Below are 17,582 nucleotides of genomic sequence, written 5' to 3'. Positions count from 1 at the left end.
GCTATTTTTCTAGCGGGTAAATAGTAATTTCCATGCCTGCACCAATTGCCGATATACGTAATAATGTATCGGCGTGCAGCGCTTGGTTAAAACACTTTGGCGAAGTGCCCGATTCAAAACCAATATCAAAGGTACGGCGCGAACAACTCAACCATTGCTTAAGTGCAGCCCGCGAGCATGACTCTACTAACTCACATAAGTGGTTAATTGCTTTATCCGGTGAAGATATTTCGCCTGTTACTTCTATACGCGCTAACTGACGGTATTCGTCTTTATCATAATGTAAAATAGTGGCGATTTTTTTTAGGTCAGCTACAAGCACGCTAATATCTTGCTTTGACTCAAGCTCTAGGTCTACATTTAAAAATTGAATTTCCGACATTGTCTGCTGTTTATCCTCTAATTAGTTCGCTGTAAACTTTAACGCAGTTTTACGCTTATACCAAATCAACTCTGCAATATTCACCTTTTTTATCTGAATAGTCGGCTATTTTTACGCATTTATTGACGCTTTACTTACTCTTATTTCACGAATAAAAAATATTTAAGCACCAAAAGCTCACTATTATAAAAGTGCTGAGCTAGCTCCATAAAAATAGCTAGCTACTCGCATTTAAAATTTAACCACTATTTTTTATTCTAAATGTTTAAATCGACTTAAGTGCTGCTTTAACATTTGGTTTTCAGCAATCAACTCATCCCGTTCATCCAATAATTGTAAAACCAAAGCAATAGCAGACCAATCTAACGATAAGTCATGCTGAATACGCGCAGCCTTTTTAACTAAGATCACTGTTGATACCGTAAATTGCCATTCTGTAACGCGCTCGCCCTCAATAGGAATAGCAATGCTGTGCTCAACCAATTCATATAATATGGCTTCGCTAATATCACTACTCACACACAATTCTTGGCTAGTGAGTAAATTGCCTTGTGGTGCCTCGATAATTTTCATTATGACTTGCTCCAATTGCTACGGGGGTCAAAATGGGCTTTTTCGGCCAGCTCTTGCCAAAGCTTTTTGCTAACATCATCACTCAATGCTGGATTAACAATTTTAATCACAGCAAATAAGTCACCTTTGGCTTTTTTACTAATTAACCCTTTACCTTTAATGCGTAAACGTTGACCCGATTGACTATTAGCTGGAATAGTTAGTTGGATTTTTCCGGCTAATGTAGGTAAATTTATTTTAGTGCCCAAAGCAGCTTCCCATGGTGCAAGAGGTACCACTATATTTAGGTCATGCCCCTCAACGTCAAATAATGGATGAGGCACTAAGCGAATTTGCAAATACAAATCGCCATTAGGGCCATTTGCCGAACCTAATCCACCTTGGCCTTTTAAGCGAATGCGTTCGCCATTAACCGAGCCGGCAGGAATTTTAACTTTAAGCGATTTTTTAACTTCAGATACACGGCCACTACTGTCTCGCTGCGGCAGCATAAACTCAATTGGTTTAACGGTATCGACTAACGTTTCTTCAAGAAATACCGGGAATTCAATTTCCACATCTTGTCCTTTTTGCGCACGAGCGCCACCAGTTCTGCCCTGCCCGCCATGGTTAAACCCACCTGCGCCGCCAAACATTGAATTTACAAAATCAGAAAACTCCTGATCGGCTTGGGGATCACCTTGCTGATAATGGTTTTGTGACGAGCCATAGCTACCGCCATAATTTGCTTGCTGCTGAGCACGGTTTTGTTGATTACGACGTAACACATCGTATTTAGCGCGCTCTTCTTTGTTGTGAATAACTTCGTAAGCTTCACCTATCTCTTTAAACTTTTCCTCGGCTTGAGGTTCTTTACTTACATCTGGATGATATTTTCTAGCTAGCTTTTTATAAGCTACTTTAACCGCTTTATCGTCTGCATCGGGCGATACTCCAAGCACGGCATAATAATCTATAAATTTCATTCGCAATCCAAATCACAAACTTATGAGCTTTCATCATACTCTTTAAGTAACAACTTTTGTTTATTTAAACAACAATTTAAAGTAGATAACCTGAGCTCCGGATAATAAAACTAAATATAACTATGATTCAATACGTTAGTAAATCTCTTAACCAGAGCTAAGGTTAAATACTAAAGAACGGTAAATATGGCTTAAGTAAACTTTATCTTTTAGCTTCAAGTCATTAAACTAGCCGCTCCTGTAGTTCACGTATGTGATGGATATGACTCGATTTATTTTAGCCTTGTTGGCTTTTTTTGTATGCTTTTCGCTATCGGCTGAAGAATTCACTCGGTTTTCAACCGCTAAAAGACACCTAATTAAAACCCTCCCTAGTAATGCTAAAAGTATTTACTGTGGCTGCGATATAAAAAAACAGGGTAAAAAACTAGTTCCCGACCCCACTAACTGTGGCTATGTGCCACGCAATACACATACCCGCTCAGGTAACGTAAATGCACGCGCTTTACGCATAGAATGGGAGCATATTGTGCCTGCCTGGGAGTTTGGCCACCAATTACAATGCTGGCAAGATGGCGGGCGTAAAAACTGCCGTAAAGTAAGTGCTAAGTTTAGGAAGATGGAAGCCGATATAAACAACTTAGCTCCTGCTATTGGTGAAATTAACGCAGATCGTTCTAATTATCGATTTGGAATGCTTAGTGAAAGCGCCACCCAATACGGTCGCTGTGAAGTTAAAGTTAACTTTAAACAACGAGTAATAGAGCCTCCTTTTTATGCCCGTAAACAAATAGCCGACGCCTATGCCTATATGCAAAAAACTTACGGCTTAAAAATATCAAATAAACAACAGCAGTTATTTAATGCTTGGCAACAACAAGCGTATGCCGCGCAAACCAATACCAAAAAGCTTTAATTTAAAGGTATTAGGAGCCAGTTTAATATTTAACCTGAACTCTGGTTAAGAGATTTACTAACGTATTGAATCATAGTTATATTTAGCTTTATTTTCTCTAGCCAGAGATTTCCAGTGAAAACAAGGCGAATTTACGCGTCAATAGCTGGCCTATTGCAAGTGAATTCAACGCAGTTAGCGCTGAAAATAGCTGCTTGAGATAGGTTTATTATCCGGAGTTCAGGTTATTTAACGGCACAAAAAAGCGCGCTATTGAAGTAATGCCCAATAGCGCGCTTTTTTAATTGAGTTTTATTCTATAAATATTATAGATCTTGATGCGGGCCAAAAATTTCGTAATGAATGTGTCCGTTATTAACGCCTAATTCTAGCAGTTGTTTTTTCACAAAGGCCATAAAATTAGCGGGTCCACACAAGTAAAAGTCGCCGTTGCTCAGTGGCAATTGCGCTTGTACTGCGTGTAAATCCATAAAACCGGTAAAATCAGCTCCTGCATCGCCTTGATTAAACCAAGTCATGGTTTGTAAGCGCGGGTAAACAGTGCTTAGTTCATTTAAATAATTAGCAAATGAGTGCTGCTGAGTATTTTCGCAAGCATGCAAATACATAATATTTTGATTAGCAGTATCGCTTAATAGCGTCTCTAACATTGCTACCATTGGCGTTTGCCCAACACCCGCTGAAATAAGCACAGCAGGGCTGGTGTTATTTCGTAAAAAGAAATCCCCTGCAGGCGGATATAGCTCTACTATTGCGCCTTGCTCTAGTGAGTGTAAATGGTTAGACACCATGCCAGGGGTTGGTAATAACTCTTTTTTAACGCTAATACGGTAGTTTTTACCATTACTTTTTTGCGAAATAGAATACTGGCGGATCTCTTCATATTCACTAGCCTCTGGCTTAACTTTAATACCTAAATATTGACCCGGTTTATGGGCAATTACTGCCTCGCCATCAACTGGCGTAAGCGTAAAGCTAGTTACCAGCTCTGACTCAGCCTGCTTATTAGTTATTGCAAACTGACGTGTGCCTGCCCAACCGCCTAAGTTATTTTTGCTGTGCTCGTATAAAGCAGCTTCCTCAGTTATACAAATATCAGCAAGTACGCCATACGCTTCACGCCAAGCATATTCAACATCTGGCGTGAACTGCTCAGGAATAAGCTCTTTCAGCGTGCCAATTAAATGTGCACCAACAATTGGGTAGTGCTCCGGCAAAATATTTAAACTAGTATGTTTATGGTTAATACGCCCAAGTGCCGCTTTTAACACCTCTAAATTATCAATGTTTTGTGCATAAGCAGCCAATGCGTTAAATAATGCAAATTGTTGACGGCCGGTATCTTGGTTGCTCATATTAAAAATATTTTTAAGCTCAGGATTATGACTAAATAAACGCTTGTAAAAATGATCAGTAACAACCGTACCTGCCTCTGCTAATAAAGGAACAGTACTTTTAACAATTTCAATAGTTTTATCAGATAACATCTAGGTTTTCCTACGTGTGAATAATACCCAATTAATAAAATAGGTATAGGTTAACCACGACGCCCATCAACACGACGCTGTGTTAAAATAGGTGTGCAGTGAATTAAAAATAATAAAAAGGCAATTAGCCACAGCCCAGCACTTAGCTGCCAAGCTAGGTGTGGCCCAATAACAAAAGGCAGTAAAGAACGAGTAATCCCAGCCACTAACACTAAAGCAAAAGCAACCGCCATATAATGTGGAATAGTCAAAGAGCGCCCGGTATGCCCATGAGATACGCGTGTCATCATGGCTAAAATCATCATCCCTATGGTACTTATGGTAATGAGGTGTAATGCATCTTTAAATAAAATAACACTGCTGTAAAAACTCACGGCTACCAGCATTAAACCTACACCTAGTGCCAAGTACGAAAAATGCAAAGACCATAACAAAGGAACTTTAAGTACGTTTTTATCCCACCAATAAAAACTACGGATTAAATGCAGCACAGCAACAACAGCAAGTGCCCAGCCTGGGTTTAGCTGATTAAAAAATAACTGACTAAGAAAAAACACCGCAATACTAAAAACGCTCATATACAGTAATACTGAGTCAACGTTAGCTGTACGTACCTGCGCTGTTAAACCAAGGCCTTTACTGGTAAAAAATGGCAATACACGCCCTGCTACTATGCCAATTAATAAGGTCATCAGTAATACTGCTGTATCAACAATGGCGAGCGCAAACTGCATGTTTTGTTCAATCAGCAGGGCCAAGTAAACAATATTTAACGTACACAGCGCCGCTAATAGCACTAAAAATTGATAGTTATTTTTGCTTTTAGCGGTTAATAACATATTAGCTAATGCTGCAATAACACCTAGCCACCATGCGAGCTGTAACACTAACACCGCATATAAATTAAATTGTGCAAAAGCAGGCAAAGACACAAAAAATGCGCCTCGCGCCCCAAGCCATAGCAGCGTTAATAGCATTAACTTTTTGCCACTAATGCTAGGTACTCCAGTCCAAGTTTGCGCGGCGGTAAGTAAAAAACCCACTGCAACAACACCTGCAAAACCAAATAACATTTCATGGGCATGCCATAATGTAGCGGGGATTGTTAACTGCCAAGTTGCACTACCCGTTAAAATTAATAACCAGTAGCCTATTGAACTAAAAGCCAACAAGCCTGCGGCTAAAAAATAGGGTCTAAATGGCAGCATCCATACTGGCCACTGCGTTATTTGGTAAAAGCGAATATTAGCCGGTACCGGCTGAGATAAATTAATAGGTCGCATTAACGAACTTCCTTCCCCATGCCATGCAGTGCGATACAACGCAGCACATAGCTAATTTTTAAAATAGCAGCAATAACAATAGTGCTAATATGTGCCGAAATTTGCACCGGTATAGAAAAGTAATCGGCAAAAGGGTAGCTAATTAAAATACTGGTTATTAGTAATGCACAACTAGCTGCTAATAATGAGTTTGCCACTAGCAGTAGTTTTTTCAGTAAACAAGCTGTCTCAATTTTGTAGCTTGGATTATGTATAACCAAGGTGTTCATAACGGCCTCAACAACTAATGCACTTAACTACCTATTACACTTATCGTGCCAATAAAATAAACATATATATTTCAATGAACTAACTTATCCACCTTTGCTTTTTATGTCTTTATGACCTACCATAAATCAAACCAAAAAACACATAAGAGTCATTTTGACATGAGCAGCGCAATTAACTTCACTGCCGTAGCGGTAAAGCTGGCTCAAAGCACATTAGATAAAAACTGTTTTGAGCAATTACTTACTGTCCTTGAAACAGTGATTGCCAGTGATGCCAGCGCACTGCTTGAGCTACAAGGTGAGCAGCTCAAGCCACTTGCAATTAAAGGCTTAATGCCAGATAGCCTGGGGCGGCGTTTTAAGCTTAGTGAGCATCCGCGCTTAGAAGCTATTTGTAATACTCAGCAACCACTGCAATTTGCCCATGACTGTCCATTGCCCGATCCGTACGACGGCTTACTACTAGCAAAAACTGGCGACATTCCGGTACATGCTTGCTTAGGTTTACCCCTATTTTATCAACAACAGTTATTAGGTGTGATTACGTTTGACAGCCTAAATGCCAATGCCTTTAACGCTATTAGTGCGCAAACGCTTAGCACCTTACAAACGCTATGCAGCGCACATTTTAAAACGGCATTACAGCTGGCTCATTACAAATTACATGCACAGCATTCTAGCGCCTTAGTGCAAGAGCTTAACCGCGAAGCACTCACCCGTGATGGCGGCGAAATTATTGGTCAAAGCTCAGCAATACAAGCACTTAAAAATGATATAAAACTTGTCGCCGCCTCTAATTTTAGTGTGTTAATTTTAGGCGAAACCGGCGTAGGCAAAGAGCTGGTTGCACGTAATATTCATTTACACTCGAAACGCAGTGAGCAGCCACTTATTCATTTAAACTGTGCTTCGCTTGCTGAAAATCTCGCCGAAAGTGAGTTTTTTGGCCATGCTAAAGGCGCTTTTACTGGGGCGGATCATGCGCGCCAAGGTAAGTTTCAGCTAGCGCACGGTGGTACTTTATTTTTAGACGAAATAGGCGAGCTACCACTGGTACTACAAAGTAAATTGCTACGGGTATTACAAAGTGGCGAAATACAAACAGTAGGCGAAGACGAAGTGAAATATGTTGATGTGCGGGTTATTGCTGCTACTAATCGTAATTTAAAAAAAGAAGTAGCCGAAGGACGCTTTAGAGCCGATTTATACCATAGATTAAGTGTCTACCCGCTAACGGTAGCGCCGTTACGCCAGCGTGAAAACGATGTGGTTTTATTAGCTGGTTTTTTTGTTGAGCAAACCGCACGAAAATTAGCAATAAAACAACTTAAGTTAAGTGTCGATGCACAATTATTGTTAACCCAATATCAGTGGCCGGGTAACGTACGGGAGCTAGAGCATGTAATTAGCCGCGCAGCACTAAAGGCCAAACAAAGCCAATGGCAACAAGCCATTATTACCATAAAGCCCGAGCACTGTGAGCTAAACCTTAGTGCGAGTAATACAACACAGTTATCATTACCTGCTAGTACCACAAACACCACCACTGGCAGTAGCACTAACATAGCAGAGCAAAATTTATCACTTAAGCAAGCAACCGATACCTTTACCCATCATTTAATTAGTCAGCAGCTTGAGCAACATAATTATAACTGGGCAAGTGCAGCACGCACCTTAAAAGTAGACCGTGCAAACTTAGTTCGCTTGGCTAAACGCTTAGGTATTTCAGTCAAAAAGTCGCTATAAAATAGCTATAAAACCGTCAGTTCATCTAAGTTAGGGGCTTTACAGCAAGTAGCCCCCAGCAGAGCAGCAAGCGATTGATAGTGTGGCGAAAAATACAGTAACACTTCACAATGCAGTCCACTTTTTGCGTAATATTTAACGTAAAGTGGTGCGTTGGTAGCCTTTGCTAGCTGTTTTATTTTAGCCAGCTCTGCATCTGCAAACATAGCATCACCTAAGTTTTTATAATGCCACATTAGCTTGCTTTATTGGTTTGAAAATAGGTTTTTAACAATTGGCTAAACGCCTGTACCTTTGCGGTACGATGCACCAAATGATGCGTTACTAGCCATATATCAGTACACCAGATTAATTCATTAGATAAAATGGGTACTAAATTAGCGTATTGAGCCGCAACATTGTGCTGTAACCCACCAATTCCTAAGCCTTTAATTACAGCACGCGTAGCTTCTGAGGTTTCTGACACACGCAGTTTTATTTGCGGCGCTGCAATATGCTGATCTACCCATTCAAAATACGGCACCCGCGCATTAAAGCCCGCCACGCCAGAAATAAAGTTATGTTGCTGTAAATCACTCAGCGATTTAGGCATACCATATTTATTAATATATCGCTGATTAGCATATAAACCCGAGTTAAGCTGAGCCAAATGCTGTGCAATATAGTCGCCTTCATCGGGCCTTGGCCCTGCACGTACGGCAATGTGCGCCTGACCGTGATCGAGCCGTAAACGCTTTTGCTCTAAAATCATCTCAAGCTGCACTTGTGGATGTAGCGCCTGAAATTGCTCGCACACATCGCCAAGCACATCCATAAAGCCACTAACCGTGGTTAACAGTAAACTGCCGCGCAGTGTGCTATCAGCCGCAGCAATATCATTATGTAACTGCTCAAGAGAGCTGTCGATCACTTGTGCGGTACTAAACAGCTTAGCGCCTGTTTCTGTTGCTTTATAGCCACGAGCATGGCGATGAAACAAACGTGTGTTTAAGTTTTTTTCAAGATTATTAATTCGCCTAAGCACTGTACTATGGTGCACATTAAGCGCCTCTGCCGCCGCAGTTAAGGTACCTAAACGTGCAACCTCAAAAGCCACTTTAACATCTTGCCAATCTTCAAACTTAACCGCCATACTGTGCCACCTTAAACTTATGTGCATATACGCACATAAGTGTTGCGTTTATTCGGGTTTTCTTCAAGTCATTTTTTGGTAAAGTAGCCCCATATTATCTACATTAACCTGAACTCTGGTTAAGAGATTTACTAACATATTGAATCATCGTTATATTTAATTTTATTTTCTCTAGCCAGAGGTTTTCAGTGAAAACAAGGCGAATTTACGCGTCAATAGCTGGCCTATTGCAAGTAAATTCAACGCAGTTAGCGCTGAAGACAGCTGCTTGAGATAAATTTATTATCCGGAGCTCAGGTTACATTAGCCCGAACTTTGGTTAAGTGATTTACTAACACATTAGCAGGATAAACCATGACAGCACCAAAAATTATTGCTTTAGCAGGTAGTTTACGTAAAGACAGCTTTAATCAACAACTGATCAATGAAGCAGCACGCTTTGCATTAGAAAGTGGTGCAGAAGTAGAAATAATTAAACTTGCCGATTTAAATATCCCACTTTTTAATCAAGATATTGAAGCGCAAGGTACTCCTGCCGATGTGCAGCTGTTAAAAGAGAAGTTACGTGCTGCAGATGGTATTTTATTAGCCAGCCCTGAATACAATGGCTCTATTACTGCAGCGCTTAAAAATGCAATCGACTGGGCTTCTCGCACAGAGCAAGGTGCAGTACCTGCTTTTCGCAATAAAGTAGTGGCGTTATTTGCAGCATCACCCGGTGGATTAGGTGGTCTACGTGGCTTAAACCACGTGCGTGATATTTTAAGTGGTGTTGGCTCATTAGTACTTGCCGATCAGCTAGCAGTACCGGCTGTGCATACTGTACTCGATGAAAATGGCCAAATTAATAACCCAAATACAGCAGAAAAAGTGTCTGCATTAGCACAACAATTAGTAACTGTTGCCAGCAAGCTTAGCTAACCTGCTAAAGCTCTATTTTGTCGCCGCAATTTTAGCGGCGATAAAATCTACATGAGTTACATATAACAAGCCTGCCACTTTACGTATTACGTACTCTTCTTGCGGATCAATCTCACCATCGGCATAGGCTAAGCGCCATAATAACTCTATTATTTCAATGCGCTGCGCAGCACTACAATGTTGGTTAATTTGTTTTGAAAACTGAAAATAATCTGTCGCGCTATCCACGCTACTGTTTGCATTATTTAGCAGCTCGTTTACGTCTGCATCGTTTAATGCAAAATAGCGTTTTAAGGTAGTCGTTAAAGTATGTTGTTCATCATCATCTAACTTAGCATCGGCGCGCATTACCTCAATTAATAATGCAGCAACCGCTGTTTTTAAATCATGCTCTTGCATACTTGGCTGTTGCTCATCGAATACAGAAAAAAGTTGTTTTATTTGTTTGAACATCACACTTTCCCTTATTGGGTGTTAAACTTAATATAAATAAATAGCGCTTAATACTGATAGTATTAATGGGTATAAAGTTCGCAAATTAAAGGAATTATTTATGCAAGGATTAAACATTAGCTTAGTTATTGGCAGTACTTTGCTAGCTTGTTCAAGCGTAGGCACAGCTTTTGCCGAACAAGCAAAAACAGAAAAACTCTACGACTTTGATAATAAAGTACATTATTACCAAACAAAACTCGACGATGATAACTATAAAATAGAGATCCAGTCAGACGATTACAAACACTTTGCAAATCAGAGTGTATTTTTACTACGCCATGCTAATCGCTTGTGCCTTAATAAAACATTTATGCTTAAAGTGCTGGATGGCGTGCAAGAATACGAAAGTATGCCTACTAACCCTAGAGCTTACCAACCAGCATTAAGTGTTTTACTACAGTGCGAAGATGAATAATTTTAGTCTGTGTATCCCCAAGGGGCTGCTGGCGGAGTGATGGGTTTAGTTAAATCAAAATCCACTTTAAATTCGCGGCCTTGACGAATTAAACGATAAGTAAATACCTCAGGATAAATATACATTTGCCAAGTATTACCTACCGACTGTGCTATCCCTTGTGCAACAAATAATTCTTTTGAATATTGATCGGCAGGAAACGACTGCATTTGTGCAAAGCCAGCATCATTTGTATGCCCGCCATACATAGTTGAGATGTCGTTAGAACCATTTTGATGGCGATGGTCGTGCTTTAAGCTTAAGCCACTGCCCGTTTTAGTAATAATCCAAGTGCGCGATGCATCATCACCCACATGAAATGGCACTTGCAGCTCACTGTCGGTACATTTACGTACATGCATTACTAATTTTTTGCCCGCAAACGAGCTTGGTCCCGCGGCGTTATCAACACTTACCTTGCCTTCATAAGCTTTACCGCAATGTGCAGCAATATTACTAAAAAACGCATCGTGGCTAGCAATAGACACCAAAGGCGCAGGGCTTGCTACAACAGTTGATGAAGCCAATAATAAAGTGGCTGCAGTTAATAATTTCATCACATATTCCTTATAATAGTTTTTAGTACCATAGCCCTTTAACTCACTTAAAGGAAGTAATCACGATGAACCACCAAAGTGCAGGAGTAACCAACAAATGATACTTGCAACTCGCTGATAATTTTAAAATATAAATTGTTGCAAAAAAAATATAATAATTAAATACTGTCAACTATAAAATTAATAACTAGCATGGAGCGCAGAACCAAATGACAAATTATATAGGCTTAATAATAGTCATGTTATTATTGATTTTACAAAATCGTTATTACCTTTCCCTATGTAAATACCTTGTTCAGCAACACCCAAATGAATGGCAAAAGCTTACCCAAAACTCTTTAGATGGAACAGCACATGCCAACCTTGCTGAATCATTTAAAAATGGCTTTTTTGCGACCATAGATGACTCGAAAGTAACCCGTTTTCAAACCTTTAAAAGGATAAATTTATTAATAATAGCAGCCATTTCCGCCGCTAGTTTAGCTACTGCATTTTTATTTTGAACAAATTGATAAAACAATTAATGTGTTGCCGCTAAAATAAAAAAGCGCAGCTTATGCTGCGCTAAATACGTCTTTTTATTTATTTTAACAACTTACTGCCAAGGACGCTCTGCAGCAAGTTGCTGCTCAAACGCGTCTATTTGTGGGTTAAGCGTTTCGGTTACGCCAATAAAGTCTAGGCCGCTTAATAGACGCTCTTTTACGTCTTTGCGAATATCAAAACTAATGGGGGCAAATTTAGTGCTAGTCAGTGTTTGATTTTCAAGATCGATGTCGATATGAATATCGTCATGTTGCTCACTTAACACAAATAATTGCTCTAGCGTATCGCCAGGCAGTGCAATGGCTAACATTTGATTATTGCCACAGTTATTGAAGAAAATATCGGCAAAGCTTTCAGCCAAAATCACTTCAAAACCATATTGCTTTAGTGCCCATGGCGCGTGTTCGCGTGATGACCCACAACCAAAGTTGTCGCGCGTTAGTAATATTTGCGCGCCTTGGTAGCAAGGACGATTTAAAATAAAATCAGGGTTTGGCTCGTCATTTTCTAAATAGCGCCAATCATAAAATAATGCGGCATCAAAGCCTTCGCGGCTGGTTGAGGTTAAAAACTGCTTTGGAATAATTTGATCCGTGTCCACGTTGTTTTTATCCAATGGGGCCATTAAGCCACTAAAATAAATGCTCATTAGGCTTCTCCTCTAATATCAACAAAGTGACCATGTATAGCTGCCGCAGCGGCCATTGCAGGGCTAACCAAATGGGTGCGCCCGCCACGGCCTTGACGTCCTTCAAAGTTACGATTTGAGGTGGATGCACAGCGTTTACCTGCACCTAAGCGGTCGTCGTTCATTGCTAAACACATTGAACAACCCGGTTCACGCCACTCAAAGCCAGCTGCTTTAAAAATATCTGCTAAGCCTTCGTCTTCGGCTTGTTTTTTAACTAAACCAGAACCCGGTACAATTAACGCTTCAATACCGGCAACTACTTTTTTGCCTTCGACTATTTTTGCTGCTGCACGTAAATCTTCAATACGACTATTGGTGCACGAGCCAATAAACACGGTATCTACTTGTGCACTTGATAACTTTTCGCCCGCTTTTAGGCCCATGTACTTTAATGCACTGCGGATCGCGTCAGCTTTAATTAGATCAGGTTCTTTATCAGGATCAGGAATACACTCGTCTACGCCAATCACTTGCTCTGGGCTAGTGCCCCAAGTAATTTGTGGCTGAATGCAGCTGGCCTCTAGCTCAACAACATGATCAAACTGCGCACCATCATCTGTTTTTAATGTTTCCCAATACTTAACAGCTGCGTCAAAATCAGCGCCTTTAGGAGCAAATGGGCGACCTTTTAGGTAATCATAAGTGATTTGGTCAGAAGCAATTAAACCTGCTTTGGCACCCATTTCTATACTCATATTACACAACGTCATACGTGCTTCCATCGACAACGCTTCAATTCCTTCACCGCAAAATTCTGCAACGTAGCCCGTGCCACCCGCTGTACCTAACTTACCAATAACCGCCATAATTAAGTCTTTTGCAGTAACGGTGGGACGCAAACGGCCATTTATTTGAATTTTTAACGACTTAGCCTTTTTTTGTTGCAATGTTTGCGTTGCTAATACGTGTTCAACCTCTGAGGTGCCAATACCGTGAGCAAGCGCACCAAATGCACCATGAGTCGACGTATGGCTGTCACCACATACTATGGTAGTGCCAGGCAAAGTTATACCCTGCTCTGGCCCCATAACATGCACTATGCCTTGGTTAATTGAGTTTAAATCGTAAAGCACAATGCCAAACTCTTTACAGTTTGCATCTAGCGCCATTAATTGATTTTTCGACACTTCGCTAGCAGCATCCAATGAGCGACTTTTGGTCGATACATTATGATCCATAGTAGCGAAGGTTTTTTCTGGGCAGCGTACAGTGCGGTTTTTTTCACGCAAACCAGCAAAGGCTTGTGGTGACGTAACTTCGTGTACTAAATGACGGTCAATATAAAGTAAATCGGTTTGCTCGTTGATGCTGGCAATTGTATGTGCTTGCCAAATTTTGTCGTATAACGTTTGGGCCACTTGCTAATCCCCTAATCTGTTTTGAGCCGCAGCCTAACGGAGCTGCGGCATTAAAATGTGTTTTTAGTTAAATGCGCGCAACAATCGCTGCAGCAACATCATTGGTGGTATAGCCAGCGTTTGGAAATATATCTGGCGTACCTACGCCCGCTGCAACGGCTTCAGCTACTGCTTTTTCAATGGTGCGTGCAGCTTCGTCTTGGCCCAATGAGTAACGCAGCATTAGTGCGGCACTTAAAATTTGTGCAATCGGATTTGCCACGCCTTTACCTGCAATATCGGGGGCTGAGCCACCGGCTGGCTCGTATAAACCAAAGCCCGACTGGTTCAAACTAGCCGATGGTAATAACCCCATAGAGCCGGTGATCATCGCGCACTCATCAGACAAAATATCGCCAAATAAGTTATCGCACAGTAATACATCAAACTGGCTTGGTTGTTTTACAAGCTGCATTGCTGCGTTATCTACGTAAATATAATCAAGTTTTACTTCTGGGTAGTCTTTACTTACTTCGGTAACAACTTCGCGCCATAGTACGCTTGATGCTAAAACGTTGGCTTTATCAACCGAAGTAACATGGCTACTACGCAGTTTTGCGGCTTCAAAGGCAAAACGTGCAATACGTTCTATTTCTTTACGTGAGTATCTTTGCGTATCGAATGCTGATTCATTTTCGCCTTCGCCGCTGCGCCCTTTTTCACCAAAATAAATGCCACCGGTTAGCTCACGTACACACAAAATGTCAAAGCCTTGCTCGCTAATATCAGCACGTAGTGGCGATGCGGTGCTTAGTGCTGGCAATAATTGCGCTGGGCGTAAATTACAAAACAAGCCAAAGTGTTTACGCAGCGGTAACAGTGATCCACGCTCAGGTTGCTCATCGGGCGGTAAATGTTCCCACTTTGGACCACCAACAGCACCAAATAAAATAGCATCGGCATTTTCACAAGCTGTAACTGTACTTTGTGGTAAGGCTTTCCCATGCTTATTGATGGCTGCCCCACCAATTGCATGGTGTTCGCGGTTTAGAGTAAAACCAAACTTATTGCTCACTGCATCCAGTACTTGCTCTGCTGCTGCCATTATTTCTGGGCCAATACCATCACCCGCTAATACGGCTACACTGTAGTTTGTTTTACTCATCCTGCTTTCCTTTGTTGTTTTAAATCAGACACTTTTTGTGCGCGATAAATTAAATTATAAACACGAACCATAGCGCGTACCGACGCTTCTACCACATCTGCTGCTATGCCCGCACCGTGATAAGGGCGGCCGTTAAATTTAGCAATAATGTTTACCTGCCCAAGTGAACTTGCACCTTGGCCTGTGGCTTCTAAGTTATACTCAATCATTTCTACGCTCATTCCGGTTAAGCGCTCAATAGCAGCAAAAGAGGCTTCAACTGGACCATTCCCCGTTGCTGCTTCTTGTTTAGCTTCGCCATCTATCAACATGCCAATAGTAGAGCTGGCTACCGATTGTGAGTTAGATACCGAGTTAACAAATTCTAATTGGTACTTTTCGTCTTTGTCGTTAATTTGATTAAAGTAAATCATCGCTTCAAGGTCGTAATCGTATACAGTACCTTTTTGATCAGCCAAGGCTATAAAACTTTCGTATAGACTATCCATATCATAATCAGACTTTTGATAGCCTAATTCTTCTAAGCGATGTTCAATAACATGGCGTCCAGAGCGTGAAGTCATATTTAATTGGTTGCTCGGTACTCCTACACTTTCTGGCGACATGATTTCGTAGGTGTTTTGCGCTTTTAATACGCCGTCTTGATGTATACCTGAGCTGTGTGCAAAGGCGTTCTCGCCCACAATGGCTTTATTAGGCTGTACTGGCATATTACAAATTTTAGCCACTTGGCGAGATGCGCGATAAATTTCTTCACTTTTAATATCGGTATACACGTTTAAGTGGTCTTTGCGCATTTTCATGATCATTGCCACTTCTTCAAGTGAGCAGTTACCCGCACGTTCACCAATGCCGTTAATAGTACACTCAATTTGGCGAGCACCCGCTTGCACAGCAGCAATAGAGTTGGCAACAGCTAAGCCTAAATCGTTATGGCAATGCACACTTAAGCGTGCTTTATCAATATTTGGCACATTGTTCATTAAATGGCGGATCATGCCTGCGTATTCGTCCGGCGTTACAAAGCCAACTGTATCGGGTAAATTAATAGTAGAAGCACCGGCTTTAATGGCCTGCTCTACAATGCGGCATAAATCCCAATGCGGTGTACGTCCGGCGTCCTCACACGAAAACTCCACATCATCGGTATAGTTACGTGCTAATTTAATTGATTTAACTGCCATAGCAGTGGCATCGTCCAAGCTCATGCGTAACTTGTGCTCAAGGTGCAAAGGACTGGTAGCAATAAAAGTATGAATTCGACTTTGCTGCGCGTTACGAAGTGCTTCGCCACATGCTTCAATGTCTTTAGCAACTGAGCGCGCTAGGCCACAAATAATTGGCCCTTTAACCTCAGTAGCAATACGCTGCACGGAGCGAAAATCTGCTGGGCTCGATACCGGAAAACCCACTTCCATTACATCTACATTTAAGCGACTAATGGTGTGCGCTAGCTGAATTTTATCATCTTCGGTAAGGCTTGCTTTAAGCGCCTGCTCACCATCACGTAATGTGGTATCAAAAATCCATACTTTATCTTGATCTTGCATAACAGCCTCTCATTCCAATGCTATTTATTGTTAACTTATCCTACCGCGAGATAAAAAAAACCCCGCAAGTGCGGGGTTTTTTATGTTTAGCTCAATGCAAACACACTAATCCCCGCTCACTTGCCATAGCAGTAAGAGGTTCAGTTTTAGTGTAATTAAACGAATAATATGCATCTTGCTTTCTTATTTGTGTCGAGTGAGGCTTATTTTTAACATTACCATGCACAAGGTGCAAGCATAAAAATTCTAATATTTGTATTTAACATCGCTTTAAACAGAAATAATTATGCGCTAAAGCAAGGTTTGGTGAGGTTTTTTAACAATAAAGCACCGAAAAGTGCTTAAATTACTAAACACTGTAAAGCACAGTGCTTAGATTAACTTTTTACTCTGTTTAAATCTCTTTATTTGTTTCTCGCACATAATGCGTTGCACCACGAGTAATGTAGCGCAATTGCCAAATAACACGTTCAACTAACTCATCGCGTTGTAAGCCCTCTAAATCAAGCGCTTCTGCTCCCGCATTAAATACCAGTGTTACCATGGCTTCAGATTGAATATACGCATGGGTGGCATCGCATTTTGTTTCGCTTTCTAGGTAGTGCGCCAACTCTAAAATAAAGTGTTTAACTTCGCGCGCTACCGCCGCTCTAAACGCTTTTGAAGTACCAGATCGTTCGCGCAGTAATAACCTAAATTGATTACTCGAGTTGTCAATAAACTCCATAAAGGTCACCACCGAGGTATTTATTACGCTACCACCGCTGGCAATGCGTCGGCGCGCTTGGCGCATAAGTTGACGCAGGGTTAAACCCGCTTCATCAACCATGGTTAAACCCAGTTCGTTCATATCTTTAAAATGTCGATAGAAAGAAGTTGGTGCAATACCGGCTTCACGCGCAACTTCGCGTAAACTTAAGTTTGAAAAGCTATGATCGGCACTCAACTGATTAAATGCCGCCTCAATTAACGCTTGTCGTGTTTTTTGTTTCTGTTGCGCTCTAACACCCGACATCAACAGCTCCCTGAATGAATTTATAGCAAATTTTGATTAAAATAGTTTAATTACTCAGTCTAATACTTGACGCCAAGAGTTTGAAATATTATTTTAGC

At 41.0% G+C, this 17,582-nt stretch carries 20 protein-coding genes; 5 read left to right on the top strand and 15 right to left on the bottom strand.

Going from position 1 to position 17,582, the window contains the following annotated elements; all coding sequences use genetic code 11:
- Position 1 precedes the first annotated feature (1 nt).
- The 3 genes from AAEZ22_RS08280 to AAEZ22_RS08270 all read right to left on the bottom strand — a co-directional run bounded on the left by AAEZ22_RS08280 (position 2) and on the right by AAEZ22_RS08270 (position 1,920).
- Positions 2-382, bottom strand: coding sequence for a hypothetical protein (locus AAEZ22_RS08280; protein ID WP_011329504.1), 381 nt, complete (start codon positions 380-382; stop codon positions 2-4).
- Between the two features lie 252 nt (positions 383-634).
- On the bottom strand, positions 635-955 hold the full coding sequence (locus AAEZ22_RS08275; protein ID WP_011329505.1) for a chaperone modulator CbpM: 321 nt from the start codon (positions 953-955) through the stop codon (positions 635-637).
- The gene (locus tag AAEZ22_RS08270) at positions 955-1,920 is read right to left on the bottom strand and encodes a DnaJ C-terminal domain-containing protein (RefSeq protein WP_089368862.1); all 966 of its coding nucleotides are present in this window, start codon (positions 1,918-1,920) and stop codon (positions 955-957) included. The genes AAEZ22_RS08275 and AAEZ22_RS08270 overlap by 1 nt, the downstream gene beginning before the upstream one ends.
- A 262-nt stretch (positions 1,921-2,182) precedes the next feature.
- On the opposite strand from AAEZ22_RS08270, the gene AAEZ22_RS08265 reads away from it, so the two are divergent.
- The gene (locus AAEZ22_RS08265; protein WP_011329507.1) at positions 2,183-2,836 is read left to right on the top strand and encodes an endonuclease; all 654 of its coding nucleotides are present in this window, start codon (positions 2,183-2,185) and stop codon (positions 2,834-2,836) included.
- Between the two features lie 305 nt (positions 2,837-3,141).
- On the opposite strand, the gene hmpA is transcribed toward AAEZ22_RS08265, so the two are convergent.
- The 3 genes from hmpA to AAEZ22_RS08250 are packed head-to-tail and all read right to left on the bottom strand — an operon-like array spanning position 3,142 to position 5,875.
- On the bottom strand, positions 3,142-4,323 hold the full coding sequence (gene hmpA, locus AAEZ22_RS08260) for an NO-inducible flavohemoprotein (RefSeq protein ID WP_197182268.1): 1,182 nt from the start codon (positions 4,321-4,323) through the stop codon (positions 3,142-3,144).
- A gap of 50 nt (positions 4,324-4,373) precedes the next feature.
- A complete protein-coding gene (locus AAEZ22_RS08255; RefSeq protein WP_086997149.1) occupies positions 4,374-5,606 on the bottom strand; it encodes an NnrS family protein in 1,233 nt (410 codons plus the stop codon).
- The gene (locus AAEZ22_RS08250) at positions 5,606-5,875 is read right to left on the bottom strand and encodes a hypothetical protein (protein ID WP_011329510.1); all 270 of its coding nucleotides are present in this window, start codon (positions 5,873-5,875) and stop codon (positions 5,606-5,608) included. The genes AAEZ22_RS08255 and AAEZ22_RS08250 overlap by 1 nt, the downstream gene beginning before the upstream one ends.
- 159 nt (positions 5,876-6,034) lie before the next feature.
- On the opposite strand from AAEZ22_RS08250, the gene norR reads away from it, so the two are divergent.
- Positions 6,035-7,621 carry a nitric oxide reductase transcriptional regulator NorR gene (gene norR, locus AAEZ22_RS08245; protein WP_089368866.1) on the top strand — a complete coding sequence of 529 codons (1,587 nt, stop codon included), beginning with the start codon at positions 6,035-6,037 and terminating at the stop codon, positions 7,619-7,621.
- Between the two features lie 5 nt (positions 7,622-7,626).
- Here norR and AAEZ22_RS08240 read toward each other — a convergent pair whose 3' ends face one another.
- Together AAEZ22_RS08240 and AAEZ22_RS08235 are read right to left on the bottom strand one after the other, a co-directional pair.
- Positions 7,627-7,857, bottom strand: coding sequence for a hypothetical protein (locus tag AAEZ22_RS08240; RefSeq protein WP_089368867.1), 231 nt, complete (start codon positions 7,855-7,857; stop codon positions 7,627-7,629).
- Positions 7,857-8,753, bottom strand: a complete 897-nt coding sequence (locus AAEZ22_RS08235) for a LysR family transcriptional regulator (RefSeq protein ID WP_011329513.1) — start codon at positions 8,751-8,753, stop codon at positions 7,857-7,859. Before AAEZ22_RS08235 ends, AAEZ22_RS08240 begins: the two co-directional genes overlap by 1 nt.
- Positions 8,754-9,107: 354 nt before the next feature.
- Here AAEZ22_RS08235 and AAEZ22_RS08230 point away from each other — a divergent pair, with 354 nt between their 5' ends.
- Complete coding sequence (locus tag AAEZ22_RS08230) at positions 9,108-9,674, top strand: NADPH-dependent FMN reductase (RefSeq protein ID WP_011329514.1); 567 nt, start codon at positions 9,108-9,110, stop codon at positions 9,672-9,674.
- A gap of 12 nt (positions 9,675-9,686) precedes the next feature.
- On the opposite strand, the gene AAEZ22_RS08225 is transcribed toward AAEZ22_RS08230, so the two are convergent.
- Complete coding sequence (locus AAEZ22_RS08225; protein WP_011329515.1) at positions 9,687-10,127, bottom strand: tellurite resistance TerB family protein; 441 nt, start codon at positions 10,125-10,127, stop codon at positions 9,687-9,689.
- A 100-nt stretch (positions 10,128-10,227) separates the two neighbouring features.
- On the opposite strand from AAEZ22_RS08225, the gene AAEZ22_RS08220 reads away from it, so the two are divergent.
- The gene (locus AAEZ22_RS08220) at positions 10,228-10,584 is read left to right on the top strand and encodes a hypothetical protein (protein WP_182677780.1); all 357 of its coding nucleotides are present in this window, start codon (positions 10,228-10,230) and stop codon (positions 10,582-10,584) included.
- 2 nt (positions 10,585-10,586) lie between these two features.
- On the opposite strand, the gene AAEZ22_RS08215 is transcribed toward AAEZ22_RS08220, so the two are convergent.
- Positions 10,587-11,180 carry a hypothetical protein gene (locus tag AAEZ22_RS08215; RefSeq protein WP_197108883.1) on the bottom strand — a complete coding sequence of 198 codons (594 nt, stop codon included), beginning with the start codon at positions 11,178-11,180 and terminating at the stop codon, positions 10,587-10,589.
- 209 nt (positions 11,181-11,389) lie between these two features.
- Between AAEZ22_RS08215 and AAEZ22_RS08210 the strand changes: the two genes are divergently transcribed.
- Entirely contained in the window at positions 11,390-11,683 is a 294-nt protein-coding gene (locus AAEZ22_RS08210) for a hypothetical protein (protein WP_352296806.1), read from the top strand.
- Positions 11,684-11,775: 92 nt separating this feature from the next.
- Here AAEZ22_RS08210 and leuD read toward each other — a convergent pair whose 3' ends face one another.
- From leuD to fabR, 5 genes are all read right to left on the bottom strand, one after another.
- Positions 11,776-12,375 carry a 3-isopropylmalate dehydratase small subunit gene (leuD, locus tag AAEZ22_RS08205; RefSeq protein ID WP_011329519.1) on the bottom strand — a complete coding sequence of 200 codons (600 nt, stop codon included), beginning with the start codon at positions 12,373-12,375 and terminating at the stop codon, positions 11,776-11,778.
- Positions 12,375-13,775: a 3-isopropylmalate dehydratase large subunit gene (gene leuC, locus AAEZ22_RS08200; RefSeq protein WP_352296803.1), complete on the bottom strand. Its 1,401-nt coding sequence runs from the start codon at positions 13,773-13,775 to the stop codon at positions 12,375-12,377. Before leuC ends, leuD begins: the two co-directional genes overlap by 1 nt.
- A gap of 67 nt (positions 13,776-13,842) precedes the next feature.
- Positions 13,843-14,919, bottom strand: coding sequence for a 3-isopropylmalate dehydrogenase (gene leuB / locus AAEZ22_RS08195; protein ID WP_182677776.1), 1,077 nt, complete (start codon positions 14,917-14,919; stop codon positions 13,843-13,845).
- A complete protein-coding gene (gene leuA / locus AAEZ22_RS08190; RefSeq protein WP_011329522.1) occupies positions 14,916-16,469 on the bottom strand; it encodes a 2-isopropylmalate synthase in 1,554 nt (517 codons plus the stop codon). Before leuA ends, leuB begins: the two co-directional genes overlap by 4 nt.
- 394 nt (positions 16,470-16,863) lie before the next feature.
- Positions 16,864-17,484 (bottom strand): HTH-type transcriptional repressor FabR, encoded by a 621-nt coding sequence (gene fabR / locus AAEZ22_RS08185; protein WP_011329523.1) that lies wholly within the window; start codon positions 17,482-17,484, stop codon positions 16,864-16,866.
- Between the last annotated feature and the right edge of the window lie 98 nt (positions 17,485-17,582).

The organism is Pseudoalteromonas sp. 20-MNA-CIBAN-0454, assembly GCF_040308685.1.
GTDB classification, from domain to species: Bacteria; Pseudomonadota; Gammaproteobacteria; order Enterobacterales; family Alteromonadaceae; genus Pseudoalteromonas; species Pseudoalteromonas nigrifaciens.
This window is presented reverse-complemented; position numbering and strand designations above follow the sequence as displayed.

What these genes read in the sequence shown, in the direction of transcription:
- AAEZ22_RS08280 (WP_011329504.1), bottom strand. Translation starts at nt 382, where the DNA reads ATGTCGGAAATTCAATTTTTAAATGTAGACCTAGAGCTTGAGTCAAAG.
- AAEZ22_RS08275 (WP_011329505.1), bottom strand. Translation starts at nt 955, where the DNA reads ATGAAAATTATCGAGGCACCACAAGGCAATTTACTCACTAGCCAAGAA.
- AAEZ22_RS08270 (WP_089368862.1), bottom strand. Translation starts at nt 1,920, where the DNA reads ATGAAATTTATAGATTATTATGCCGTGCTTGGAGTATCGCCCGATGCA.
- AAEZ22_RS08265 (WP_011329507.1), top strand. Translation starts at nt 2,183, where the DNA reads ATGACTCGATTTATTTTAGCCTTGTTGGCTTTTTTTGTATGCTTTTCG.
- hmpA (WP_197182268.1), bottom strand. Translation starts at nt 4,323, where the DNA reads ATGTTATCTGATAAAACTATTGAAATTGTTAAAAGTACTGTTCCTTTA.
- AAEZ22_RS08255 (WP_086997149.1), bottom strand. Translation starts at nt 5,606, where the DNA reads ATGCGACCTATTAATTTATCTCAGCCGGTACCGGCTAATATTCGCTTT.
- AAEZ22_RS08250 (WP_011329510.1), bottom strand. Translation starts at nt 5,875, where the DNA reads ATGAACACCTTGGTTATACATAATCCAAGCTACAAAATTGAGACAGCT.
- norR (WP_089368866.1), top strand. Translation starts at nt 6,035, where the DNA reads ATGAGCAGCGCAATTAACTTCACTGCCGTAGCGGTAAAGCTGGCTCAA.
- AAEZ22_RS08240 (WP_089368867.1), bottom strand. Translation starts at nt 7,857, where the DNA reads ATGTGGCATTATAAAAACTTAGGTGATGCTATGTTTGCAGATGCAGAG.
- AAEZ22_RS08235 (WP_011329513.1), bottom strand. Translation starts at nt 8,753, where the DNA reads ATGGCGGTTAAGTTTGAAGATTGGCAAGATGTTAAAGTGGCTTTTGAG.
- AAEZ22_RS08230 (WP_011329514.1), top strand. Translation starts at nt 9,108, where the DNA reads ATGACAGCACCAAAAATTATTGCTTTAGCAGGTAGTTTACGTAAAGAC.
- AAEZ22_RS08225 (WP_011329515.1), bottom strand. Translation starts at nt 10,127, where the DNA reads ATGTTCAAACAAATAAAACAACTTTTTTCTGTATTCGATGAGCAACAG.
- AAEZ22_RS08220 (WP_182677780.1), top strand. Translation starts at nt 10,228, where the DNA reads ATGCAAGGATTAAACATTAGCTTAGTTATTGGCAGTACTTTGCTAGCT.
- AAEZ22_RS08215 (WP_197108883.1), bottom strand. Translation starts at nt 11,180, where the DNA reads ATGAAATTATTAACTGCAGCCACTTTATTATTGGCTTCATCAACTGTT.
- AAEZ22_RS08210 (WP_352296806.1), top strand. Translation starts at nt 11,390, where the DNA reads ATGACAAATTATATAGGCTTAATAATAGTCATGTTATTATTGATTTTA.
- leuD (WP_011329519.1), bottom strand. Translation starts at nt 12,375, where the DNA reads ATGAGCATTTATTTTAGTGGCTTAATGGCCCCATTGGATAAAAACAAC.
- leuB (WP_182677776.1), bottom strand. Translation starts at nt 14,919, where the DNA reads ATGAGTAAAACAAACTACAGTGTAGCCGTATTAGCGGGTGATGGTATT.
- leuA (WP_011329522.1), bottom strand. Translation starts at nt 16,469, where the DNA reads ATGCAAGATCAAGATAAAGTATGGATTTTTGATACCACATTACGTGAT.
- fabR (WP_011329523.1), bottom strand. Translation starts at nt 17,484, where the DNA reads ATGTCGGGTGTTAGAGCGCAACAGAAACAAAAAACACGACAAGCGTTA.